The 18,304-nt window shown below is 63.0% G+C and carries 20 protein-coding genes; 7 read left to right on the forward strand and 13 right to left on the reverse strand.

What is annotated here, in order from left to right; translation table 11 throughout:
- Positions 1-43 precede the first annotated feature (43 nt).
- The 9 genes from AC3RCM_RS11140 to AC3RCM_RS11180 all read right to left on the reverse strand — a co-directional run bounded on the left by AC3RCM_RS11140 (position 44) and on the right by AC3RCM_RS11180 (position 7,372).
- Positions 44-607, reverse strand: coding sequence for an NUDIX hydrolase (locus tag AC3RCM_RS11140; protein ID WP_010954491.1), 564 nt, complete (start codon positions 605-607; stop codon positions 44-46).
- A 2-nt stretch (positions 608-609) separates the two neighbouring features.
- A complete protein-coding gene (locus AC3RCM_RS11145) occupies positions 610-1,362 on the reverse strand; it encodes a GntR family transcriptional regulator (protein ID WP_010954490.1) in 753 nt (250 codons plus the stop codon).
- A gap of 88 nt (positions 1,363-1,450) precedes the next feature.
- On the reverse strand, positions 1,451-1,840 hold the full coding sequence (locus AC3RCM_RS11150) for a carboxymuconolactone decarboxylase family protein (RefSeq protein WP_003256073.1): 390 nt from the start codon (positions 1,838-1,840) through the stop codon (positions 1,451-1,453).
- A 186-nt stretch (positions 1,841-2,026) separates the two neighbouring features.
- Positions 2,027-2,512, reverse strand: coding sequence for a flavin reductase family protein (locus tag AC3RCM_RS11155; RefSeq protein ID WP_014590641.1), 486 nt, complete (start codon positions 2,510-2,512; stop codon positions 2,027-2,029).
- 12 nt (positions 2,513-2,524) lie between these two features.
- Positions 2,525-4,006 (reverse strand): aldehyde dehydrogenase, encoded by a 1,482-nt coding sequence (locus AC3RCM_RS11160; RefSeq protein WP_064493006.1) that lies wholly within the window; start codon positions 4,004-4,006, stop codon positions 2,525-2,527.
- Entirely contained in the window at positions 4,003-4,836 is an 834-nt protein-coding gene (locus AC3RCM_RS11165; RefSeq protein WP_064493005.1) for an alpha/beta fold hydrolase, read from the reverse strand. The genes AC3RCM_RS11160 and AC3RCM_RS11165 overlap by 4 nt, the downstream gene beginning before the upstream one ends.
- Before the next feature lie 68 nt (positions 4,837-4,904).
- The gene (locus tag AC3RCM_RS11170; protein WP_003256068.1) at positions 4,905-5,501 is read right to left on the reverse strand and encodes an amino acid synthesis family protein; all 597 of its coding nucleotides are present in this window, start codon (positions 5,499-5,501) and stop codon (positions 4,905-4,907) included.
- A 264-nt stretch (positions 5,502-5,765) separates the two neighbouring features.
- A complete protein-coding gene (locus AC3RCM_RS11175) occupies positions 5,766-6,806 on the reverse strand; it encodes an LLM class flavin-dependent oxidoreductase (protein ID WP_010954486.1) in 1,041 nt (346 codons plus the stop codon).
- Between the two features lie 80 nt (positions 6,807-6,886).
- A complete protein-coding gene (locus AC3RCM_RS11180; protein WP_014756273.1) occupies positions 6,887-7,372 on the reverse strand; it encodes a flavin reductase family protein in 486 nt (161 codons plus the stop codon).
- 316 nt (positions 7,373-7,688) lie between these two features.
- Between AC3RCM_RS11180 and AC3RCM_RS11185 the strand changes: the two genes are divergently transcribed.
- Positions 7,689-9,092 carry a purine-cytosine permease family protein gene (locus AC3RCM_RS11185; protein WP_010954483.1) on the forward strand — a complete coding sequence of 468 codons (1,404 nt, stop codon included), beginning with the start codon at positions 7,689-7,691 and terminating at the stop codon, positions 9,090-9,092.
- A gap of 69 nt (positions 9,093-9,161) precedes the next feature.
- Here AC3RCM_RS11185 and AC3RCM_RS11190 read toward each other — a convergent pair whose 3' ends face one another.
- Positions 9,162-10,082 (reverse strand): AraC family transcriptional regulator, encoded by a 921-nt coding sequence (locus tag AC3RCM_RS11190; RefSeq protein WP_064493004.1) that lies wholly within the window; start codon positions 10,080-10,082, stop codon positions 9,162-9,164.
- 102 nt (positions 10,083-10,184) lie between these two features.
- Between AC3RCM_RS11190 and AC3RCM_RS11195 the strand changes: the two genes are divergently transcribed.
- The 5 genes from AC3RCM_RS11195 to AC3RCM_RS11215 all read left to right on the forward strand — a co-directional run bounded on the left by AC3RCM_RS11195 (position 10,185) and on the right by AC3RCM_RS11215 (position 14,674).
- A complete protein-coding gene (locus tag AC3RCM_RS11195) occupies positions 10,185-10,745 on the forward strand; it encodes a carboxymuconolactone decarboxylase family protein (RefSeq protein WP_029615376.1) in 561 nt (186 codons plus the stop codon).
- A 99-nt stretch (positions 10,746-10,844) separates the two neighbouring features.
- Entirely contained in the window at positions 10,845-11,909 is a 1,065-nt protein-coding gene (locus AC3RCM_RS11200; protein WP_064493003.1) for an acyl-CoA dehydrogenase family protein, read from the forward strand.
- Positions 11,906-12,727 carry an ABC transporter ATP-binding protein gene (locus AC3RCM_RS11205; protein ID WP_064493002.1) on the forward strand — a complete coding sequence of 274 codons (822 nt, stop codon included), beginning with the start codon at positions 11,906-11,908 and terminating at the stop codon, positions 12,725-12,727. Before AC3RCM_RS11200 ends, AC3RCM_RS11205 begins: the two co-directional genes overlap by 4 nt.
- Positions 12,714-13,919, forward strand: a complete 1,206-nt coding sequence (locus AC3RCM_RS11210) for an ABC transporter substrate-binding protein (protein WP_064493001.1) — start codon at positions 12,714-12,716, stop codon at positions 13,917-13,919. The genes AC3RCM_RS11205 and AC3RCM_RS11210 overlap by 14 nt, the downstream gene beginning before the upstream one ends.
- Entirely contained in the window at positions 13,919-14,674 is a 756-nt protein-coding gene (locus AC3RCM_RS11215) for an ABC transporter permease (protein ID WP_064493000.1), read from the forward strand. The genes AC3RCM_RS11210 and AC3RCM_RS11215 overlap by 1 nt, the downstream gene beginning before the upstream one ends.
- Before the next feature lie 111 nt (positions 14,675-14,785).
- On the opposite strand, the gene AC3RCM_RS11220 is transcribed toward AC3RCM_RS11215, so the two are convergent.
- Both AC3RCM_RS11220 and argC read right to left on the reverse strand, forming a co-directional pair.
- Entirely contained in the window at positions 14,786-15,472 is a 687-nt protein-coding gene (locus tag AC3RCM_RS11220) for a GNAT family N-acetyltransferase (RefSeq protein WP_064492999.1), read from the reverse strand.
- A 76-nt stretch (positions 15,473-15,548) separates the two neighbouring features.
- The gene (gene argC / locus AC3RCM_RS11225) at positions 15,549-16,490 is read right to left on the reverse strand and encodes an N-acetyl-gamma-glutamyl-phosphate reductase (RefSeq protein WP_064492998.1); all 942 of its coding nucleotides are present in this window, start codon (positions 16,488-16,490) and stop codon (positions 15,549-15,551) included.
- 156 nt (positions 16,491-16,646) lie between these two features.
- Between argC and AC3RCM_RS11230 the strand changes: the two genes are divergently transcribed.
- Entirely contained in the window at positions 16,647-17,525 is an 879-nt protein-coding gene (locus AC3RCM_RS11230; protein WP_014590656.1) for a LysR family transcriptional regulator, read from the forward strand.
- Between the two features lie 67 nt (positions 17,526-17,592).
- Here AC3RCM_RS11230 and AC3RCM_RS11235 read toward each other — a convergent pair whose 3' ends face one another.
- Positions 17,593-18,243, reverse strand: coding sequence for a TIGR04211 family SH3 domain-containing protein (locus tag AC3RCM_RS11235; RefSeq protein WP_064492997.1), 651 nt, complete (start codon positions 18,241-18,243; stop codon positions 17,593-17,595).
- Positions 18,244-18,304 lie beyond the last annotated feature (61 nt).

The raw sequence follows: 18,304 nt of genomic DNA on the forward strand, positions 1-18,304 counted from the left end.
GATCCGGGGGAGTGCAGATTCACCCGCGAAGAGGCCGGACAGGCTAGCGCATGAAGTGCACTTTGCCGGTGTCATCATTGCCCATGTAAATGCCATACACCCCGGCCTGCCGCTCGAGGATGTAGCGCTCGAGAATTTGCCGGATAGCCGGGTAGTAGATCTCATCCCAGGGGATTTCATCCGGTTCGAAGAACTTGTAAGCCAGCGTCTCCGGCCCGTACTGCCCGGTCTCTTCGGTAACGATGGCACGGAAGATGATGTACACCTCGCTGATCTTTGGCACGCTGAAGATCGAATACGGCGAGACGATGTCCGCACGTACGCCGCTTTCTTCCCATACCTCGCGCAGCGCCGCCTGTTCGGTGGTTTCGCCAGCCTCCATGAACCCGGCAGGCAAGGTCCAGGTGCCGGGGCGAGGGGGGATGGCGCGCTGGCACAGCAGGTACTTTCCATCGCGCTCGATGATGCAGCCGGCGATGATCTTGGGGTTGATGTAATGGATGTAGCCGCAGCCGGTGCAATGCAGGCGTTCGTGGGTATCGCCTGTGGGAACGCCCCGGGCCAGTTCCTTGGTGCAGTGCGGGCAGTAGCGCGGGGCATTGGGCATGATCAGCGACCTATGCGGGGTTCCTTCAGGGCCAAGGGTTCGACAATGTCGCGCACCTTGGCGTTGTCATCCTGCTTCTGGCGCAGGTAGTCCAGGGCCACCTTGGCTGCGGCGCGGACGTGGTCGACCGAGGCCTGGTGGGCCACCAGCGGGTCGCCGCCCTTGATGGCCTCGACGATCTTTTCCATTTCGCGGTTGCTGGCGCCGCGGCGGTTTTCCTGCGATACCGAGGTGGCGCGCAGGTAGCTGATGCGTGCTTGCAACTGGCGCAACTGCTGGGCCGCCACCTGGTTGCCAGAGCCTTCCAGCAGCACATCGTAGAAACCTTGTACCGAGTCCAGCACCTGTTGCAACTCGCCTTCTTCCAGTGCTTCGCGGTTCACTTCCAGCGCGCGTTCCAGCGCACGGATGTCCTTGGCCTTGGCGTTGAGGGTGAACAGTTGCACGATCAGGCCTTCGAGCACACAGCGCAGCTCATAGATGTCACGTGCATCTTCCAGGGTGATGATGGCCACGCGCGGGCCTTTGGCGTCGGCGAACTCGACCAGGCCTTCGGACTCCAGGTGACGCAGCGCTTCACGTACCGAAGTGCGGCTGACGCCGAGGCGGTCGCACAGGTCGCGCTCGACCAGGCGGTCGCCGGGCAACAGGTGAAAGTTCATGATTGCGGTGCGCAGCTTGTCGAGCACGATTTCGCGCAGAGTAACGGGGTTGCGGTTGACCTTGAAGCTGTCGTCGAGTGGCTGGCGTTTCATCAGGTGCGCTCTTTATGAGGCTGTTGCGCCAACATTGCGGAATGCCCCGAACCGAGGCTTTCCATGCAGTGGTTCGAACAGCCCGTTGTTAACGGGTTGGCTCCGCATCGGCTTCGGCAAACGCTTCACGGGCCAGGCGGAAACTGTCCACCGCCGCGGGTACGCCGCAATAAATGCCGACCTGGAGCAGGATTTCGCGAATCTGTTCACGGCTCAGCCCATTGCGCAGGGCACCGCGAATGTGCAACTTGAGCTCGTGGGGCCTGTTGAGCGCGGAAATCATGGCCAAGTTTATCATGCTGCGCTCTTTCAGCGACAAGCCTTCGCGGCCCCAGACGTGACCCCAGCAATACTCGGTGACCAGCTCCTGCAACGGTTTGGTGAATTCATCTGCGTTCTGGATCGAGCGGTTGACGTAGTCCTCGCCCAGTACCTGGGTGCGGATTTTCAGGCCCTTTTCGTACTTTTCATTGCTCATGTGCAGTACTCCGGCATAAAAAAGGGGCCGCAACCGAGGGTGAGACGATTAGCGCGACCCCTGAAAACAGGGGCATCGGTGTTGGCTTCTTCGCGGGCTTGCCCGCTCCCACAGGTATCGCACAGATTCCGCAAGCTGTGGGAGCGGGCGAGCCCGCGAAGAGGCCAACACCGACTTCAGGATGTATCAGCCAAGCGGCGGCAGGGCGCCGAGCTTGCCCTTGTGGTACACCATCGGGGTCATCGGCTGCTCAGGCAACACCAGGTTCTTCACCGCGCCGACAATGATCGCGTGGTCACCGCCGTCGTACTCGCGCCACAATTCGCACTCGATGATCGCCGTGGCCTTGGCCAGCAGAGGGTTGCCCAGCTCGCTCAGGTGCCATTCGACGCCCTTGGCCTTGTCCTTGCCCTTGCCTGCGAAGGCATAGGCTTCGGCGGTCTGGTCGGCGGACAGCAGGTGGATGGCGAACTGCTTGCTGTCGCGCAGGATCGGGTAGGTGTCGGAGGCATAGTTGGGGCAGAACAGCACCAGCGCCGGGTCGATCGACAGCGCGCTGAACGCACTGGCGGTAATGCCGACGATGCCGCCGTCGGCGTCCAGGGTGGTCACTACCGTGACGCCTGACGGGAAGGAGCCCATCACGTCTTTGTAGATGCCGGGTTCGATCATCTCGTGTTCCTCCTAGCGCATCACGAACGGGTCGGGCATCGGCGCGGTGGACAAGTTGATCCACACGGTCTTCAGCTCGGTATAGGCCAGCACCGAATCGATGCCGCTCTCACGGCCGTAGCCGCTGTTCTTGAAACCACCTATCGGTGCCATGGCCGACACGGCGCGGTAGGTGTTGACCCAGATGATCCCCGAACGCACGTCGCGGGCCAGGCGGTGGGCACGGCCCAGATCGCGCGTCCAGATGCCGGCAGCCAGACCGAATTGCGAGTCGTTGGCCATGGCCAGGGCTTCTTCTTCGGTCTTGAAGCGAATTACTGCGGCGACCGGGCCGAACACTTCTTCCTGCATGATGGTCATCGCGTTGCTGTCGCACTCGAACAGGGTCGGCTCGTAGAACCAGCCGTCACCTTCAACGTCGGCACGCTTTCCGCCCATGTGCAGTTTGGCGCCTTCGGCCTTGGCCGCAGCCACCAGGCCTTCGACGACTGCCAGCTGTTGCGCGGTGGCCATCGGGCCCATTTCGCTGGCGTCGTCCTGCGGGTTGCCGATGCGGATGCGCTTGGCGCGGGCAATCAGGCGCTCGACGAACACGTCGAAGATTTCATCCTGCACCAGCAGGCGCGAACCGGCCACGCAGCTTTGCCCGGACGCGGCATAGATGCCGGCCACGGCGCCATTGATGGCGCTGTCCAGGTCGGCGTCGGCGAAGATGATGTTCGGCGACTTGCCGCCCAGTTCCAGCGACAGCTTGGCGAAGTTTTCGGCACTGCTGCGCACCACGTGGCGGGCGGTGGCGGCACCGCCGGTGAAGGCGATCTTGCGCACCAGCGGGTGGCGGGTCAGCGCCGCGCCGGTGCTGGGGCCGTAGCCGGTGACCACGTTGACCACACCGGCCGGGAAGCCGGCCTCAAGGGCCAGTCGGGCCAGCTCGAGGATGGTCGCCGAGGCGTGCTCGGACGGTTTGAGCACGATGGTGTTGCCGGCAGCCAGGGCAGGGGCCAGCTTGATCGCGGTGAGGTACAGCGGGCTGTTCCACGGGATGATCCCGGCAACCACGCCGATCGGCTCGTGCACGGTGTAGGCGAACAGGTCGGGTTTGTCCAGCGGCAGGGTACCGCCTTCGAGCTTGTCGGCCAGGCCCGCAGTGTAGTGGAAGAACTCCGGCAGATAGCCGACCTGGCCGCGGGTTTCGCGGATCAGCTTGCCGTTGTCACGGCTTTCCAGCTGGGCCAGGTGCTCCTTGTTCTCGGCAATCAGGTCACCCAGGCGACGCAGCAGCTTGCCGCGGGCGGTGGCGGTGATGCTGCGCCACGCCTTGCTGTCGAAAGCACGCTGGGCGGCCTGAACGGCCAGCTCCACATCGGCTTCATCGGCGTCGGGCAGTTGCGCCCAGGCCTGGGCGGTGGCCGGGTTGAGGCTGTCGAAGGTCTTGCCGCTCTGGGCATCGCGCCATTGGCCGTCGATGCACATCTGGAAACGAACGAGGGTCATGCAACAATCCCCTTGGCGGATTCGGTGAGGGTGCGGGCTTGGGTGAGGAAGTCCAGCAGCATCTTGTTGACTTCACGCGGTGCTTCCACCGGCATCATATGCCGTTGCTCGGCGAGGACCACACTGCGTGCGCCAGGAATGCAGGCGGCGAGCTGGCGGGTCATGGCCGGGGTGGAGCCCGAGTCGAGTTCGCCGGTGGCGATCAGCGTCGGCACCTGGATACTGCCCAAGTCGTCGGCGCGGTACATGTCCTGAGTGGCGAACAGCGAATAAGTGGTGTGGTAGCCCTGCGGGTCGTTGCTCGCCAGCACCTGGCGAATTGCGGCGACCTGCGCAGGGTTGGCAGCCTTGTATTCACGGCTGAACCAGCGGTCCAGGGCAGCATCGACGTTGGCGTCGGGGCCCAGCTCCGCCGCCTGGGCGGCACGCGCGATCACCCCGGCACTCTGCTCGGGGGTGCGGTTGAACACGCTGTTGAGCACAACCAGTGCAGCCAGGCACTGCGGGTAATTGAGGGCGAATGCACGAGCAACCAGGCCGCCCATGGAGAAGCCGATTACGGTGGCTTGTGCAATTTGCAGGTGGTCAAGCAGTTCGGCGAGCTGGTCGGCATAGCCTTCCAGCGGTGTGTCGGCAGCCGGTACGCGGCTTTGACCGTGGCCGAGCATGTCGTAGGCGATGACGCGGTAGTCGTTGGCCAGGCCAACGAACTGACCGCCCCACATTTCCTTGTTCAGGCCCACGCCGTGGATCAGTACCACGGGTTGGCCTTGGCCGACATCCAGATAGCTGGTGCCGGCAGGTGTGCGTTCAGCGACAGGCTGAATCATGGAGGGCGCTCCTTGAAGGTCGGGCGCGGCGGGTAAGCACGCCACGCCCCGGCCCGTCTTGGTTGTTGTTATTGAGCGTTGGCTTTTTCGGCAGCCAGTTCTTCCAGGTCGATGTAACGGTTGCCGATGCGCGGGTGCAGGCGGCCGCCATCGGCTGCGCCCAGGACCACGACGATTTCATCGGCACGCGGGGCGTCTTCGATCTGCATTTCCAGGGTGATGTAGTGCGAACGCAGGCCTTCGTCGTCCTTCTGCATCATCGGGATCTGGATCGAAGTGCCTGGGCCGCCGCGCTTGTTGGTGAAGCTCAGGTAGCTCTTGGCCTGAACTGCCTCGCGGTAGTGGTTGCCGAAGCGCAGGGTATGGATCACGGCCGAGGCGTGCTCGATTTCGCCATCAGCGCCGACGACGGCGGCTTTACCGTAGGCCTCGATCTTGTCGGCGCCGCCAATGGCAGCAGTCAGGCGCTCGACCATCAGGGCACCCAGCTCCGAGCAGTTGGCGCGAATTTCCGGCTTCAGATCTTCAACGAAACCGCGACCGGCCCATGGGTTCTTGATCACGACGGCCAGGCCGACCATGGTCACCGGCTTGTCAGTGGCCTTGCCGCCTTCGATGCGGGTCTCTTCGGAGTAGGTGACGATCTTGCGGATTTCGAAACTCATGGATGGCTCCTGGTGAGGGTTATCAGCTCTTGTTGTCTGATGGTATACCATAATATTTGTTGTGCAAGAGGTGTCAGGAAATTTCTCTTGCCGGGGGACGAAAGGTGCCCTGATGCCTTGATTTCTCTGTTGTCTGTACTGGCCTCTTCGCGGGCTTGCCCGCTCCCACAAGGACTGCACAGGTTTCAAAAAAAAGCCCGCTCACGCAGGCCGAAGGGGCCCACGGGAGCGGGCGCGTCCCGCAATGATTCAGGCAATGGGAATTCAGGCGAACGCCGGCACCACTTCCTTGATGAACAGCTCGAGCGACTTCTTCTTCTCGGCGTGGGGCAAGCTGTTGTCGCACCAGAAGCTGAACTCGTCGACGCCCAGTTCCTGGTAGTACTTGATGCGTGCGATGATCTCTTCCGGCGTGCCGATCATGGTGTTCTTGCGGATGTTCTCCAGCTGGAACGCCGGCACTTCGGCGAACTTCGACTCCGGGCTCGGCTCCAGGAAGCCATTCACCGGGGTCGTCTTGTTGCCGAACCAGGCATCGAAGGTGCGGTAGAAGCGCGAGATCGCCTGGGCACCGACCTTCCAGCCTTCCGGGTCGGACGGGCTGTGCACGTGGGTGTGGCGCAGCACCATCAGTTGCGGGCGCGGCACGTCCGGGTTGTTGTCCAGGGCGGCCTGGAACTTGTTCTTCAGGTCCAGCACTTCTTCGTCACCCTTCATCAGCGGGGTGACCATGACATTGCAACCATTGGCAACGGCGAAGTTGTGCGAGTCCGGGTCGCGGGCGGCGATCCACATGGGCGGCGTGGCGTTGAACGGCTTCGGTACGCTGGTGGAGGTCGGGAACTTGTAGACTTCACCGTCGTGGGCGTAGTCGCCTTCCCACAGCTTGCGCACCACCGGCACCATCTCGCGCAGCGCCTTGCCGCCGTCGGTGGCCGGCATGCCACCTGCCATGCGGTCGAACTCGAACTGGTAGGCACCGCGGGCCAGGCCCACCTCCATGCGGCCGTTGCTGATCACGTCGAGCAGGGCGCATTCGCCAGCGACGCGGATCGGGTTCCAGAATGGCGCGATGATGGTGCCGGCGCCCAGGCGGATCTTCTCGGTGCGCGCGGCCAGGTAGGCCAGCAGCGGCATCGGGCTTGGCGAAATCGTGTATTCCATGGCGTGGTGTTCACCGATCCACACGGTGCTGAAACCGCCGTCTTCGGCCATCAGGGTCAGTTCGGTCAGGTCTTCGAACAGCTGGCGGTGGCTGACCTGTTCATCCCAACGTTCCATGTGCACGAACAACGAAAATTTCATGGGTTTTTCCTCAACGCTTGTTATTGCCCGTCAGTCAATCGGGCTTCAATGTGGGAGCGGGCTGCGTCCAACTGCAGGCTTCAGGCAAAGGCCGGCAGGCTGGCCATCTTGCCGCGGCAGTACACCATGGGCCGTGGTGCTTCTGCCGGGACGATCAGGTTGTGCACCTTGCCGACCATGATGGCGTGGTCGCCACCTTCATATTCACGCCACAGTTCGCATTCGATGACGGCGGTGGCGCCGGCCAGGATCGGATTGCCCAGTTCACTCAGGCTCCACTCGATACCGCTGGCCTTGTCCTTGCCCTTCCTGGCGAACGCGTAGGCTTCTGCCTGCTGTTCACCCGAGAGCAGATGAATGGCAAAGCGCTTCTGCTTGATCAGTACCGGGTAGGAGTCGGAGGTGTAGTTGGGGCAGAACAGCACCAGTGGCGGGTCCATCGACAGTGAGGAGAAGGCGCTGGCGGTCAGGCCGACGACCGAGCCGTCGTCGTCCTGGGTGGTGATGACGGTAACGCCGGACGGGAAGGAGCCCAGAACGTTCTTGTAGACAGTTGCGTCGATCATCGGGAGTACCTCTGAAGGGCTGCGGTGGTCCGCGGTTTTTATCGTTGATGTGTCTGATGGTATACCGTAATACCTATTTTGCAAGCGGAATTTTCAACCCTAGGTTTTCGCGATGAACGGCCAAAAGCCACGAAAACCGTGGCCTTGAGCGGTGAGGCGGTTTGTCGCAGGGGTTTCGCAAGCGGATCAGTGGCCGTTTTTTCATGCGGATCAGTGTTGTCAAAAGTTTGGAATACCATAATATGGTCCGCAGCTGAGAGGCCGCCTAGATGCGGTTTCCTTACAAAGATAAAAACGACCTTTCGAGCTGAAAACCATGTCCCAACCGTCGTCGCAACACCAGTTTGTCGAGAATCACACGGTCGATTACGTTCCACCTGCCGAGCGCCACGGGAAGGCGCGCGACCTGTTCACCCTCTGGTTCAGTACCAACATTGCACCACTGCCCATCGTCACCGGTGCCATGGTGGTCCAGGTGTTCCACCTGAACCTGTTGTGGGGGTTGATAGCCATCGTCCTGGGCCATCTGGTCGGGGGCGTGGTCATCGCCCTGGCCTCTGCGCAGGGGCCGCAGCTGGGCATTCCACAAATGGTGCAAAGCCGTGGCCAGTTCGGCCGTTACGGTGCCTTGCTGATCGTGTTCTTCACCGCGCTGATCTATGTCGGCTTCTTTATTTCCAACATTGTCCTGGCAGGCAAGACCATCCACGGCATCGCCCCGAGCGTGCCGATGCCTGGCGCGATCGTGATAGGCGCCCTGAGCGCTACTGCCATCGGCGTGATCGGCTATCGTTTCATCCACATTCTCAACCGCATCGGTACCTGGGTGATGGGTTCGGCTTTGCTGGCCGGTTTCATCATGATGTTCATCCAGGACCTGCCGGCAGACTTCTTCAGCCGCGGCGCATTCAACCTGTCGGGCTTTATCGCCACCGTGTCGCTGGGCACCATCTGGCAGATCAGCTTCTCGCCGTACACGTCAGACTATTCGCGCTATCTGCCGCGTGAAGTGGGCATTGCCAAACCGTTCTGGGCTACCTACCTGGGCGCCACCCTGGGCACCATCCTGTGCTTCAGCTTTGGTGCAGTGGCCGTGTTGTGCGTCCCGCAAGGCACCGACGCAATGGACGCGGTGAAGCAGGCTACCGGCTGGCTGGGCCCGATCCTGATGGTGCTGTTCCTGCTCAACATCATCAGCCACAACGCCCTCAACCTGTATGGCGCGGTGCTGTCGATCGTGACCGCAATCCAGACCTTCGTGGCCGAGTGGACGCCGAGCGTCAAGGTACGGGTGATTCTGGCCTCGGTCATTCTGGTGGGCTGCGGGATGGTGGCACTGAATGCCTCGGCGGACTTCATCGGTCAGTTCATCGGCCTGATCCTGGCGCTGCTGCTGGTGCTGGTGCCTTGGGCTTCGATCAACCTGATCGATTTCTACCTGATCAAGAAGGGCCAGTACGACATCGCCTCGATCTTCAGTGCAGACGGCGGCATCTATGGCCGCTTCAACCACCACGCGATCATTGCCTATGCCTGCGGCATCCTGGTGCAGCTGCCGTTTGCCAATACTTCGCTGTATGTGGGGCCGTACTCGAACATTGTCGAAGGGGCCGACCTGTCGTGGCTATTCGGCTTGCTGGTGACCGTGCCGCTGTATTACTGCCTGGCCACACGCGGGAAGGCGGTTAACAGTGCGCGGGTTATCAGCGTCAACGACTGACAACTGCAACATGGGGCTGCTAAGCAGCCCCGACTATGGCCGCTTGGTCGATTTCCGCGCTTTGCTGGGTCAGGCATGCCCGCGCCCGTCATGCTGCCTGCGATACGCCCCCGGCTGCACCCCCACTGCCTTGGCGAACGCCCTGGTGAATGCGGCCACCGACTGATACCCCACCTGCGCGCCCACCTGCTCAACGGTATGCCCCGCCTGCAGCAACTGGCTGGCATGGCGCATGCGCAGCGCCAGCAGCACTTGTCCCGGTGACTGCCCGGCCAGCTCGCTGAAACGCTTGAAAAAAGCCGACCGTGACAACCCGGTGCAAGCGGCCATGTTCTCCAGGGTCCAGGTTTGCCCCGGTTGCTCGATCAATTGCTCAAGCAATCCGGCAAATGCCGGCTGGCGGGCGAGGGCGACCAGCCCGCCCAGCGATTGCCCTGCGTGCACCTGCTGGCGCAGCACGTACAGGAACAACAAGTGCGTCAGCCGTTCCAGTAGCATCTGTGATGGCCCAGCATCTCGCCGGCATTCTTCCAGGATCAGCCCGAACAGCGCCCGCGCTGCGCTGCCGCTGGGATCTTCAGCGCGTAACAAGATCCAGTCAGCGAGACCCTCGACAATCAGCGAGCAGAGGCCCGACTGAAAATGGAAGAAGCCGCAGACCAAGCCAACGCCGTCGGCGGCCTGGCTATCCAGCGCCTGCATGGCCTGGCGTGGCTGAGCACAGGCGTCGACCGGGTCCTGATCGCTGGACAAGCGATAGGCCAGGTCACGCAGCAGGAACACGGCATCACCTTTCTCCAGGCGAATGGCCTGCGGCTGGCCGTCAATGTGCAGCCAGCAATGCCCTTGCACCACCAGGTGAAAGCTGGCGCGGCCCATGCCTTGGGTACTGGCATGCCAGCCGCCGCAATAGCGGCCTACATGAAACAGGCTGGCATCGAGCTCCAGGCTTTCTAATAACCAATCGACAAGCGGGCTGGACGAAATCATCTAATGCAAAGACTCAGGAGCAAGGAAAGGCGACTGACGAATATGGAGGGTAGTTCTTATAACCAACAGACTGTAGTGACACTCATCAAAGGAGATCACTGCATGTCCGCGCGCATTACTTTACACACGCTGCAGAGCGCCCCGGAAGCGGCACGGCCGTTCCTTGAGAACGCGCAGAAGAATTCCGGCTTCATCCCCAACCTGCTTGGTGTGCTGGCCAACGCCCCGGCGGCGCTGGAAACCTACGTGACCGTTTCGGCACTCAATGGCAAGTCTGAGCTTGGCCTGGCCGAGCGTGAAGTGGTGCAACTGATCGCGGCCACCCAGCATGGCTGCGACTTTTGCGTGGCCGGCCATACGGCCGTCGCGCTGAACAAGGCCAAGCTGCCGCAGGAGGTGGTCGATGCTCTGCGTGCCCGTGGCGAACTCCCGAACGCCCGCTACGAAACCCTGGCCGCCTTTGCCCGCGAAGTGATCGCCACCCGTGGCAATGTCAGCGAAGCCACCTACCAGGCCTTCCGTGAGGCCGGCTTCAGTGAAGGCAACGCCTTGGAGGTGATTCTGGGCGTAAGCCTCGCAACCCTGTGCAACTTTGCTAATGTTTTCGCCCAGACGCCACTCAACGAAGAGCTTGGCAAATACCGCTGGCAGCCTTCTGCGTAGTCCACCTGTGATAATGGCCATTACCAGGCCGTTGTATGAGCGGCCTTGTGCCGTGAACGGGCCGCAGAGCGGCCCCGGCGTTATCAAAGGAGCAAGACCATGCAAGATTGTGCATTTCGACACTGGCTGGATGCCAATGCCGAGGCCATCGACCGGGGCCTGTGCGAACCGCAGCAGGTGCTGGCGCAGATCGCAGAATCGCAGCTGCTGCGCACGGGGGTCGACCCAGCGCTGGGCGGTACGGGCGGGCAGGTGACCGACGCGGTCGAGGCCATCGCCGCCATTGCCAGCCGCTCATTGGCTGCGGCTTTCGTCTGCTGGGGCCAGCGTGCCTTCATCGAATACCTGCTGCACAGCCCCAACCAGCCCCTGCGTGAGCGCCTGCTGCCGCGGCTGTTGACCGGTGAATTGGCCGGTGCCACCGGGCTGTCCAACGCCATGAAGTTCCTGTCCGGTATCGAAGCGCTGCAGGTGCGTGGCCGCCCGGCAGCCGATGGCTGGCACCTGGAAGGGCGACTGCACTGGGTGACCAACTTGCGTAAAAGCGGCTTCGTGGTGGCGGCGGCCATCGAGGATGAAGCCGGCGGCGCGCCGTTTGTGCTGGCCATTCCTTCCGACGCTCAAGGCCTGGAGCGCTCTGATGATCTACAACTGATGGGCCTGCAGTCGAGCAACACGGCAGCACTGGCTTTTCACCAGGTGCCGCTGGCCCGCGACTGGTTGCTGCATGAAAATGCACGCGAATTCCTGCCACGGGTACGTCCGGCATTCCTGGCGCTGCAATGTGGCATGGCCATTGGCCTGGCGCGACGAGCGCTGGAAGAGGTTCAGGCGCATCTGCATGGCCGAGCCTCGTTCCTCGACGAAGCCCGTCAGGTGCTTGGCGAACGCCTGGAAAACACCGTCTGCGAACTCAAGCAGGGCTTGCTCGAAGGTCGCTTCCAGCAGCAGCCGGCGGCCTTGTTCAAGCTGCGCATCATCCTGGCTGAAAGTGCTGCCGACGCGGTACAACTGGAATTGCAGGCCAGTGGCGGCAAGGCTTACCTCTGCGAATACGGCGAAGGGTTTGCCCGCCGTTGGCGGGAGTCGGCCTTCGTGCCGATCGTCACGCCCAGCCTGGTGCAATTGCGCGCCGAACTGCAACGCCAAGCAGGCGTTGCATGAGCGCGGTATTGCTGGAGGCCCGTGACATTCGCTTGGGCTACCCGCGTGAGAGTGGTTGGCAGCAGGTGCTGGCGCAGTTCGACCTGCAGCTGGCGCCAGGTGAAGTCGTGAGCATCCTTGGCCCCAGTGGTGTGGGCAAGTCCAGCTTGCTGCGGGTGCTGGCAGGCTTGCAGCAGCCTGGCGGCGGCAGCGTGAGCTTGCACGGCCAGCCGCTGCAGGGGCCGCACCCGCGTCTGGCGGTGGCCTTCCAGGACCCAAGCCTACTGCCTTGGCTGAGCCTGGAGAAGAACGTCGCCTTCGGCCTGGACTTCGCCCGTCAGCCCAGGCTGGCGGATGCCGAACGCCGTGCACGCATCGACCATGCGATTGCCGCTGTGGGCCTGGCCCACGCCCGTGGCCAGTACCCGGCGCAGTTGTCTGGCGGCATGGCCCAGCGCACCGCGCTGGCCCGCTGCCTGGCACGCCAGCCCGAAGTCTTGTTGCTGGATGAACCCTTCGGTGCGTTGGATGAGGTGACCCGCGCCGACATGCAGCAGTTGCTGCTGCAACTGATCGCCACGCACAAGACCGCGGCCGTGCTGATCACTCACGATATCGACGAAGCCCTGCTGCTGTCAGACCGGGTTCTGCTACTGGGCAACCACCCAGCGCACATCCTCGGCCAGTGGCACATCGACCTGCCGCAACCACGGACGCAGCGGGTCGAAGAACTGGGCGCTTTGCGTATCGAAATCCTCAAAACCCTTCGGCGGGCAAGCCGCACAGTCGAACCTACCCCAACCTCGTTGCCCTCGGAGGCTGTCCATGTGCATGGATGACTGCTGTTCCTCTTCTTCGCGTCGTGACTTTCTCAAGCTCGGCGCCATGCTCACTGCTGCCGGTGCATTGCCGTTGCTGTCGAGCTTGCAGGCGCGTGCCGCTGCCGAGCCGGACGCGCCGGTGCGCATCGGCTACCTGCCGATCACCGATGCCACGCCGCTGCTGGTGGCACATAACAACGGCCTGTTCGAGGCCGAAGGCATCAAGGCCGAGCGCCCGGTGCTGCTGCGCAGCTGGGCGCAGGTGATCGAGGCATTCATCTCCGGCCAGGTCAATGTCATCCACCTGCTTTCGCCGATGACGGTATGGGCGCGCTATGGCAGCAAGGTGCCAGCCAAGGTGGTGGCCTGGAACCACGTGGGCGGTTCGGGCCTGACTGTTGCGCCGGATATATCCGACGTGAAACAGCTTGGTGGCAAGACAGTGGCCATTCCGTTCTGGTACTCGATCCACAATGTGGTACTGCAACAGTTGCTCAACGACAACGGCCTGACGCCCGTGTCGAAGCCGGCCAATGCGCAACTGGCCGCCAACGAGGTCAACCTGCTGGTGCTGCCACCGTCCGACATGCCACCCGCTCTGGCCAGCAAGCGCATTGCCGGCTACATCGTTGCCGAGCCGTTCAACGCACTGGCCGAGAACCTCAAGGTGGGCCGCGTGCAGCGCTTTACCGGCGATGTATGGCGCAACCATGCGTGCTGCGTGGTGTTCATGCACGAGCATGACCTGAATAACCGCCCGGAGTGGTCCCAGAAAGTGGTCAACGCCATCGTCAAGGCCCAGCAATGGACCCGTGACCATCGCACCGAAGCCGCCGCACTGCTGTCTAGGGCGGGCCCCAACAAGTACACCCCGCACGAGCCTGCGGTGCTGACCAAGGTCCTGGCGCCCGCCGCCGAAGACCGTGCTGGCTACATTGCCAGTGGCGCCATTCGCCATCAGCAGTGGGACGAAAAACGCATCGACTTCCAGCCATACCCGTTCCCGAGTTACACCGAAGAGCTGGTCAAGCGCCTGAAAACCACCCTGATCGAAGGCGACAATGCGTTTCTTGCCGGGCTGGATCCGGCGTATGCCGCCCGCGACCTGGTCGACGATCGCTTCGTGCGGAATGCCATCGCGGCAGTGGGTGGCCCGTCGGTGTTCGGCATTGCCGACAACTTCGAGCGTAGCGAGGAGTTTGCGGTCTGATGCGCACGCATGTCGTACATGCCGGCCTTGGGCTGGTCGGGTTGCTGGCCTTGTTGCTGTTATGGTGGGCCGGTGTGGCAATGTTCGGCCAGGCCCACGGCCTGTCGGCGCGCTTTTCGCCGGCGGCAACCCTGGCCAGCCTGGTCGAGCTGCTGGGGCAGGGCGAGGTCTATGGGCATATCTGGGTCAGCCTCAAGCGCATCCTGATTGGGCTGCTGCTGGCGCTGCTGATGGGCGTGCCGTTGGGCTTGCTGGTAGGCAGCTACCGGCACCTGGAGGCGGTGACCACGCCAGCATTTCAGTTTCTGCGCATGATATCGCCATTGTCGTGGATGCCTGTGGTGGTGATGCTGATGGGCGTGGGTGACCAGCCGATCTACTTCCTGCTGGCGTTTGCCGCGTTGTGGCCGATCTTGCTGAACACGGCGGCTGGGGTGCGCCAACTGGACCCGCGCTGGCTGCAACTGAGCCGCAGCTTGAGTGCCACGCGCTGGGAAACCTTGTGCAAGGTGATTGTGCCGGGGGTGATCGGTCACGTGCTGACGGGGGTGCGCCTGGCCATCGGTATTCTGTGGATTGTGCTGGTGCCGTGCGAAATGCTTGGGGTGAGTGCGGGGCTTGGGTATTTCATTCTTGATACCCGTGACCGGCTGGCGTATTCCGAACTGATGGCGATGGTGCTGCTGATTGGCGTGCTGGGGTTTGTGCTGGATGCCCTGGCGCGTGGGCTGCATCGGCGCTGGGTGCATGGCTGAGAGGCCAATGGGGCTTCTTCGCGGGCTCGCCCGCTCCCACAGGTACATCACCGGCCTTGGGCCTTAGGGTATTCCTGTGGGAGCGGGCAAGCCCGCGAACAGGCCTTTGGATCAATGCACGTTCTTGCGCTGGCGCACACATTCCTGGGCTTGAGCGGTCAGCTCATCCAGCCGCTCATCGCGCATCTGCTCCGCTTCGATCATCGCATCCTCACCCTGCTGGTTAAGCAGATAGGTGTGAATCTGCAGCACTTCAGCCGTCTGATAAATCGGCGCAATGTCCAGGCGCCCGATCAGCGCACCACTGGGCTGGCCGGTACTGCTCATCAGCACCTGCGGGCCGTTGGCGGCCACCACTTGCATGCCCATCGCCTCGAACCACGGCACCTGGTTGGCAAAGGCGTTCAGCTCTACGCAGGCATGGCGTGAGCGCAGGTCGCCCAGCAGAGCACGGGCGATGCCCTGGCGGCGATGGCTGGCGCACACGGCCAGAAAGGCCAATGCACAGGCCTGCCCATCGTCCTGGGCTGGCAGCGACAGCGCAAAGCCCAGCAATTGGTCCGGTGCTTCGGCATCCAGCGCCAGGGTAAGCGCCACGGCCAGACCGCGGGTGCCGTCCAGCGCTTGCAGGTACTGGTGGACTTCCATGCCGACGCCGTACTGGTACAGCGGGTACAGCGGGTTGTCGACGGCGATGGCGACACTGCTCAAATCGCCGACATTGTGAATGACCAGCTCGCGGATCTGGTTCTGGAAAGATTCGGGCGGCACGCTGTCGAGGCGGCTCAGGATGAACATCTGGGGGCTCCGGCGGATGAGAATACGACCCGCGCTGTGTTGGCGCGGGTTGTACAGTCTAACCGTTTTTGCCGTATCAGCCGTGTGCCTGTAAGGCACCGAGCATCAGGTCGAGGTTTTGCACGGCAGCACCAGAGGCACCTTTGCCCAGGTTGTCGAACACTGCGGTGAGCAGTACCTGGCCATGCTCGGGGTTGGCGTACAGCGCCAGGCGCAGGTCATTGCTGCCGTTCAATGCCTCGGGGTCGAGGTTTGCCGCAGCACCGCACTGATGCAGAGGCATCACCTGAACATGGCGGGCACCCTGGTAATGCTGTTCCAGGCAGGCTTGCAAATGCTCGGCGCTGACCTGTCCAGGCAACAGGCGAAGTTGCAGCGGAATGCTCAGCACGATGCCTTGGCGGTAGGCGCCATAGCCGGGCATGAACATCGGCCGCGCCGACAACCCCGCGTGCTGCTGGATCTCCGGTACGTGCTTGTGCGCCAGCTCCAGGCCATACAGCTGTAGCGCCGGGGCTTTGGCGGCGCCGGGCTGTTCATGCCGCTCGACCGCCGCGCGACCACCGCCGGAATAGCCAGACACGGCGTGGATGTTCAGGGGGTAGTCCGCAGGCAGCAAGCCGGCCTTGACCAGTGGGTGCAGCAGCGCGATGGCGCCGGTGGGATAGCAGCCGGGATTGCTGACACGCGTGCTTTGCGCGATGCGCTCGGCTTGCTGATGGTCAAGCTCCGGCAGGCCATACACCCAGCCTGGTGTGGTGCGGTGCGCCGAGCTGGCGTCGATCACCCGCACCTGTGGGTTGTGGATTGCGGCCACGGCCTCGCGGGCGGCGTCGTCGGGGAGGCACAGCAGGGCAATGTCGGCGCTGTTGATCGCTTCGCAGCGGCGTTGCGGGTCCTTGCGCTCGGCCTCGGGGAGGGTCAGCAGGCGAAGATCGCTCCGGCCCTGCAGGCGGGCATGGATCTGCAGGCCTGTGGTGCCTTGGTCGCCGTCGATGAAAACAACAGGGGTGTGCATGCTCGGGGTCCGGTTGGGGAAAGATAGCCTATGCTCGCCCGTAGCGTTGGTAATGAAAATTTGAATATGATGACCGATACATTCAGGTTTTCTGAATGATTTTTGAAACACGTGGTGAACCTGTGGGTTTACTCGAAAAAGGGTCTGCACTGACAATTGCGCGAAATCAGCCTCGACCGCCTCCGCACATTGGTGGTCATCACCGACCTGGGCTCCTTTGCCGAGGCCGCCCGCCAGCTTAACCTGGCGCCGCCCACCATCAGCTTGCACGTGGCCGAGCTGGAGGCGCGTATCGGCGCCCCGTTGCTCACCCGCACCCGCGGCCAGGTGCGGCCTACCGTCATCGGTGAAACACTGCTGGGGCGCGCCCGACGCCTGCTGGCGGACGCTGACTTGGCGCTGGACGAAGTACGCCGGCAGGTCGCAGGTTTGACCGGGCGTGTGCGCCTGGGCGCCTCCACCGGTGCCATCGCCCATTTGCTGCCGCAGGCGCTGGCGCGCCTGCGTGTGGAGCACCCGGGGATCGATGTGCAGGTTCAGGTGCTGACCTCCCAGGCATCGCTCGCGCGCTTGCGTGAGGGCACACTGGATATCGGCCTTGTGGCCTTGCCGCAGGTAGCCGGCAAAGGGCTGACGGTTACCCCCTGGCGGCGCGACCCGATCCTGGCGTATGTGCCGGCCGACTGGCAGCCGCCGGCCAGGATCACCCCGGCCTGGCTGGCGCAACGGGCGTTGATCCTGAACGACAGCACCACCCAGCTGTCGCGGGTTACCGGCGAATGGTTTGCAGCGGCGGGGTTGTACCCCGAACCGCGGATCGAGCTGAACTACAACGATGCGATCAAGAGCCTGGTCGGCGCCGGGTACGGGGCGACATTGTTGCCGCAGGAGGGGGAGGCGACTGAGCTGGACCGACGCATTGCCCGCCGACCGCTGCGGCCGGGGTTGTGGCGGCAGTTGGGTATTGCGTGTCGGGAAGGGCAGGTGGAGCGGGCCACGGGGTATGTGCTGGAGGCGCTGGAACGGTTGCGGTAGGGGCAGCTTTCGCTGCTGCAAGACCTGTGGCAGGCCGGCACGTTCCAGCCCCGACGCCTTGCCTAACTCAGAACCAGCGATCGTTCTTCTTGCGCCCACGGGTCAGTGCCGGCAGGATCAGCCCCGCCAGCAAGCCTGCACCGGCAATGCTGCCGCCATACACCATGTAGCGCATCATCACCTGCTTGTTCTCATCCCCCAGGCGGGCCTGGGTATCGCGCAGGTCCGACTGGCTCTGATCGAGCTGCTCGTTCAGTGCCTTGTTGCGCGCCTCCAGCTCGTCAATCAGCTGCTTGCGCGAATCAAGCGTTTCCTGCATGCCCTGTACGCGGTTCTTCCAGCTGTCGTCGATGGTCTTCAACTGCCCGGTCAGTTCGGCGACCTGGGCATCGAGCAATGGCAGGCGCTCGTTCTGCCCGGGCACTGTCTGCAGGTCGTTGCTGAGGATCCACACCACATCGCCGTTCTGCCCGCGCACCTGGCTGTAATTGCCCTGGCTGCCGAGCAGGGTCAGCTTCTGCCCGGACTTGAGCGTGCCGACAATGCGGTGCCCGTCGGTCGGGCCGCTGCGCACGTAGGTGCTCAGGCTGTCACTGACCCAGCGTGCGTCGCTGGCAGGCTCTTCGGCGTACACGGGTGCGACAAGACTCACCAAGGCGGCAATCAGGCCGATGCGCAGGGCAGGGAGGGCGGAAGCATTTGGGCGGGAATTGGGCATGTTGGGTCTTCGCTGAAACAGGACAAAAAGTAGGCCCGGTGACTGGGCCGATGAACCGGTC

The sequence above is a fragment of the Pseudomonas sp. GW823-FHT05G12 genome (assembly GCF_058795575.1).

Coding starts and splice junctions, on each gene's coding strand:
- AC3RCM_RS11140 (WP_010954491.1), bottom strand. CDS start 607: ATGCCCAATGCCCCGCGCTACTGCCCGCACTGCACCAAGGAACTGGCC.
- AC3RCM_RS11145 (WP_010954490.1), bottom strand. CDS start 1,362: ATGAAACGCCAGCCACTCGACGACAGCTTCAAGGTCAACCGCAACCCC.
- AC3RCM_RS11150 (WP_003256073.1), bottom strand. CDS start 1,840: ATGAGCAATGAAAAGTACGAAAAGGGCCTGAAAATCCGCACCCAGGTA.
- AC3RCM_RS11155 (WP_014590641.1), bottom strand. CDS start 2,512: ATGATCGAACCCGGCATCTACAAAGACGTGATGGGCTCCTTCCCGTCA.
- AC3RCM_RS11160 (WP_064493006.1), bottom strand. CDS start 4,006: ATGACCCTCGTTCGTTTCCAGATGTGCATCGACGGCCAATGGCGCGAT.
- AC3RCM_RS11165 (WP_064493005.1), bottom strand. CDS start 4,836: ATGATTCAGCCTGTCGCTGAACGCACACCTGCCGGCACCAGCTATCTG.
- AC3RCM_RS11170 (WP_003256068.1), bottom strand. CDS start 5,501: ATGAGTTTCGAAATCCGCAAGATCGTCACCTACTCCGAAGAGACCCGC.
- AC3RCM_RS11175 (WP_010954486.1), bottom strand. CDS start 6,806: ATGAAATTTTCGTTGTTCGTGCACATGGAACGTTGGGATGAACAGGTC.
- AC3RCM_RS11180 (WP_014756273.1), bottom strand. CDS start 7,372: ATGATCGACGCAACTGTCTACAAGAACGTTCTGGGCTCCTTCCCGTCC.
- AC3RCM_RS11185 (WP_010954483.1), top strand. CDS start 7,689: ATGTCCCAACCGTCGTCGCAACACCAGTTTGTCGAGAATCACACGGTC.
- AC3RCM_RS11190 (WP_064493004.1), bottom strand. CDS start 10,082: ATGATTTCGTCCAGCCCGCTTGTCGATTGGTTATTAGAAAGCCTGGAG.
- AC3RCM_RS11195 (WP_029615376.1), top strand. CDS start 10,185: ATGTCCGCGCGCATTACTTTACACACGCTGCAGAGCGCCCCGGAAGCG.
- AC3RCM_RS11200 (WP_064493003.1), top strand. CDS start 10,845: ATGCAAGATTGTGCATTTCGACACTGGCTGGATGCCAATGCCGAGGCC.
- AC3RCM_RS11205 (WP_064493002.1), top strand. CDS start 11,906: ATGAGCGCGGTATTGCTGGAGGCCCGTGACATTCGCTTGGGCTACCCG.
- AC3RCM_RS11210 (WP_064493001.1), top strand. CDS start 12,714: ATGTGCATGGATGACTGCTGTTCCTCTTCTTCGCGTCGTGACTTTCTC.
- AC3RCM_RS11215 (WP_064493000.1), top strand. CDS start 13,919: ATGCGCACGCATGTCGTACATGCCGGCCTTGGGCTGGTCGGGTTGCTG.
- AC3RCM_RS11220 (WP_064492999.1), bottom strand. CDS start 15,472: ATGTTCATCCTGAGCCGCCTCGACAGCGTGCCGCCCGAATCTTTCCAG.
- argC (WP_064492998.1), bottom strand. CDS start 16,490: ATGCACACCCCTGTTGTTTTCATCGACGGCGACCAAGGCACCACAGGC.
- AC3RCM_RS11235 (WP_064492997.1), bottom strand. CDS start 18,243: ATGCCCAATTCCCGCCCAAATGCTTCCGCCCTCCCTGCCCTGCGCATC.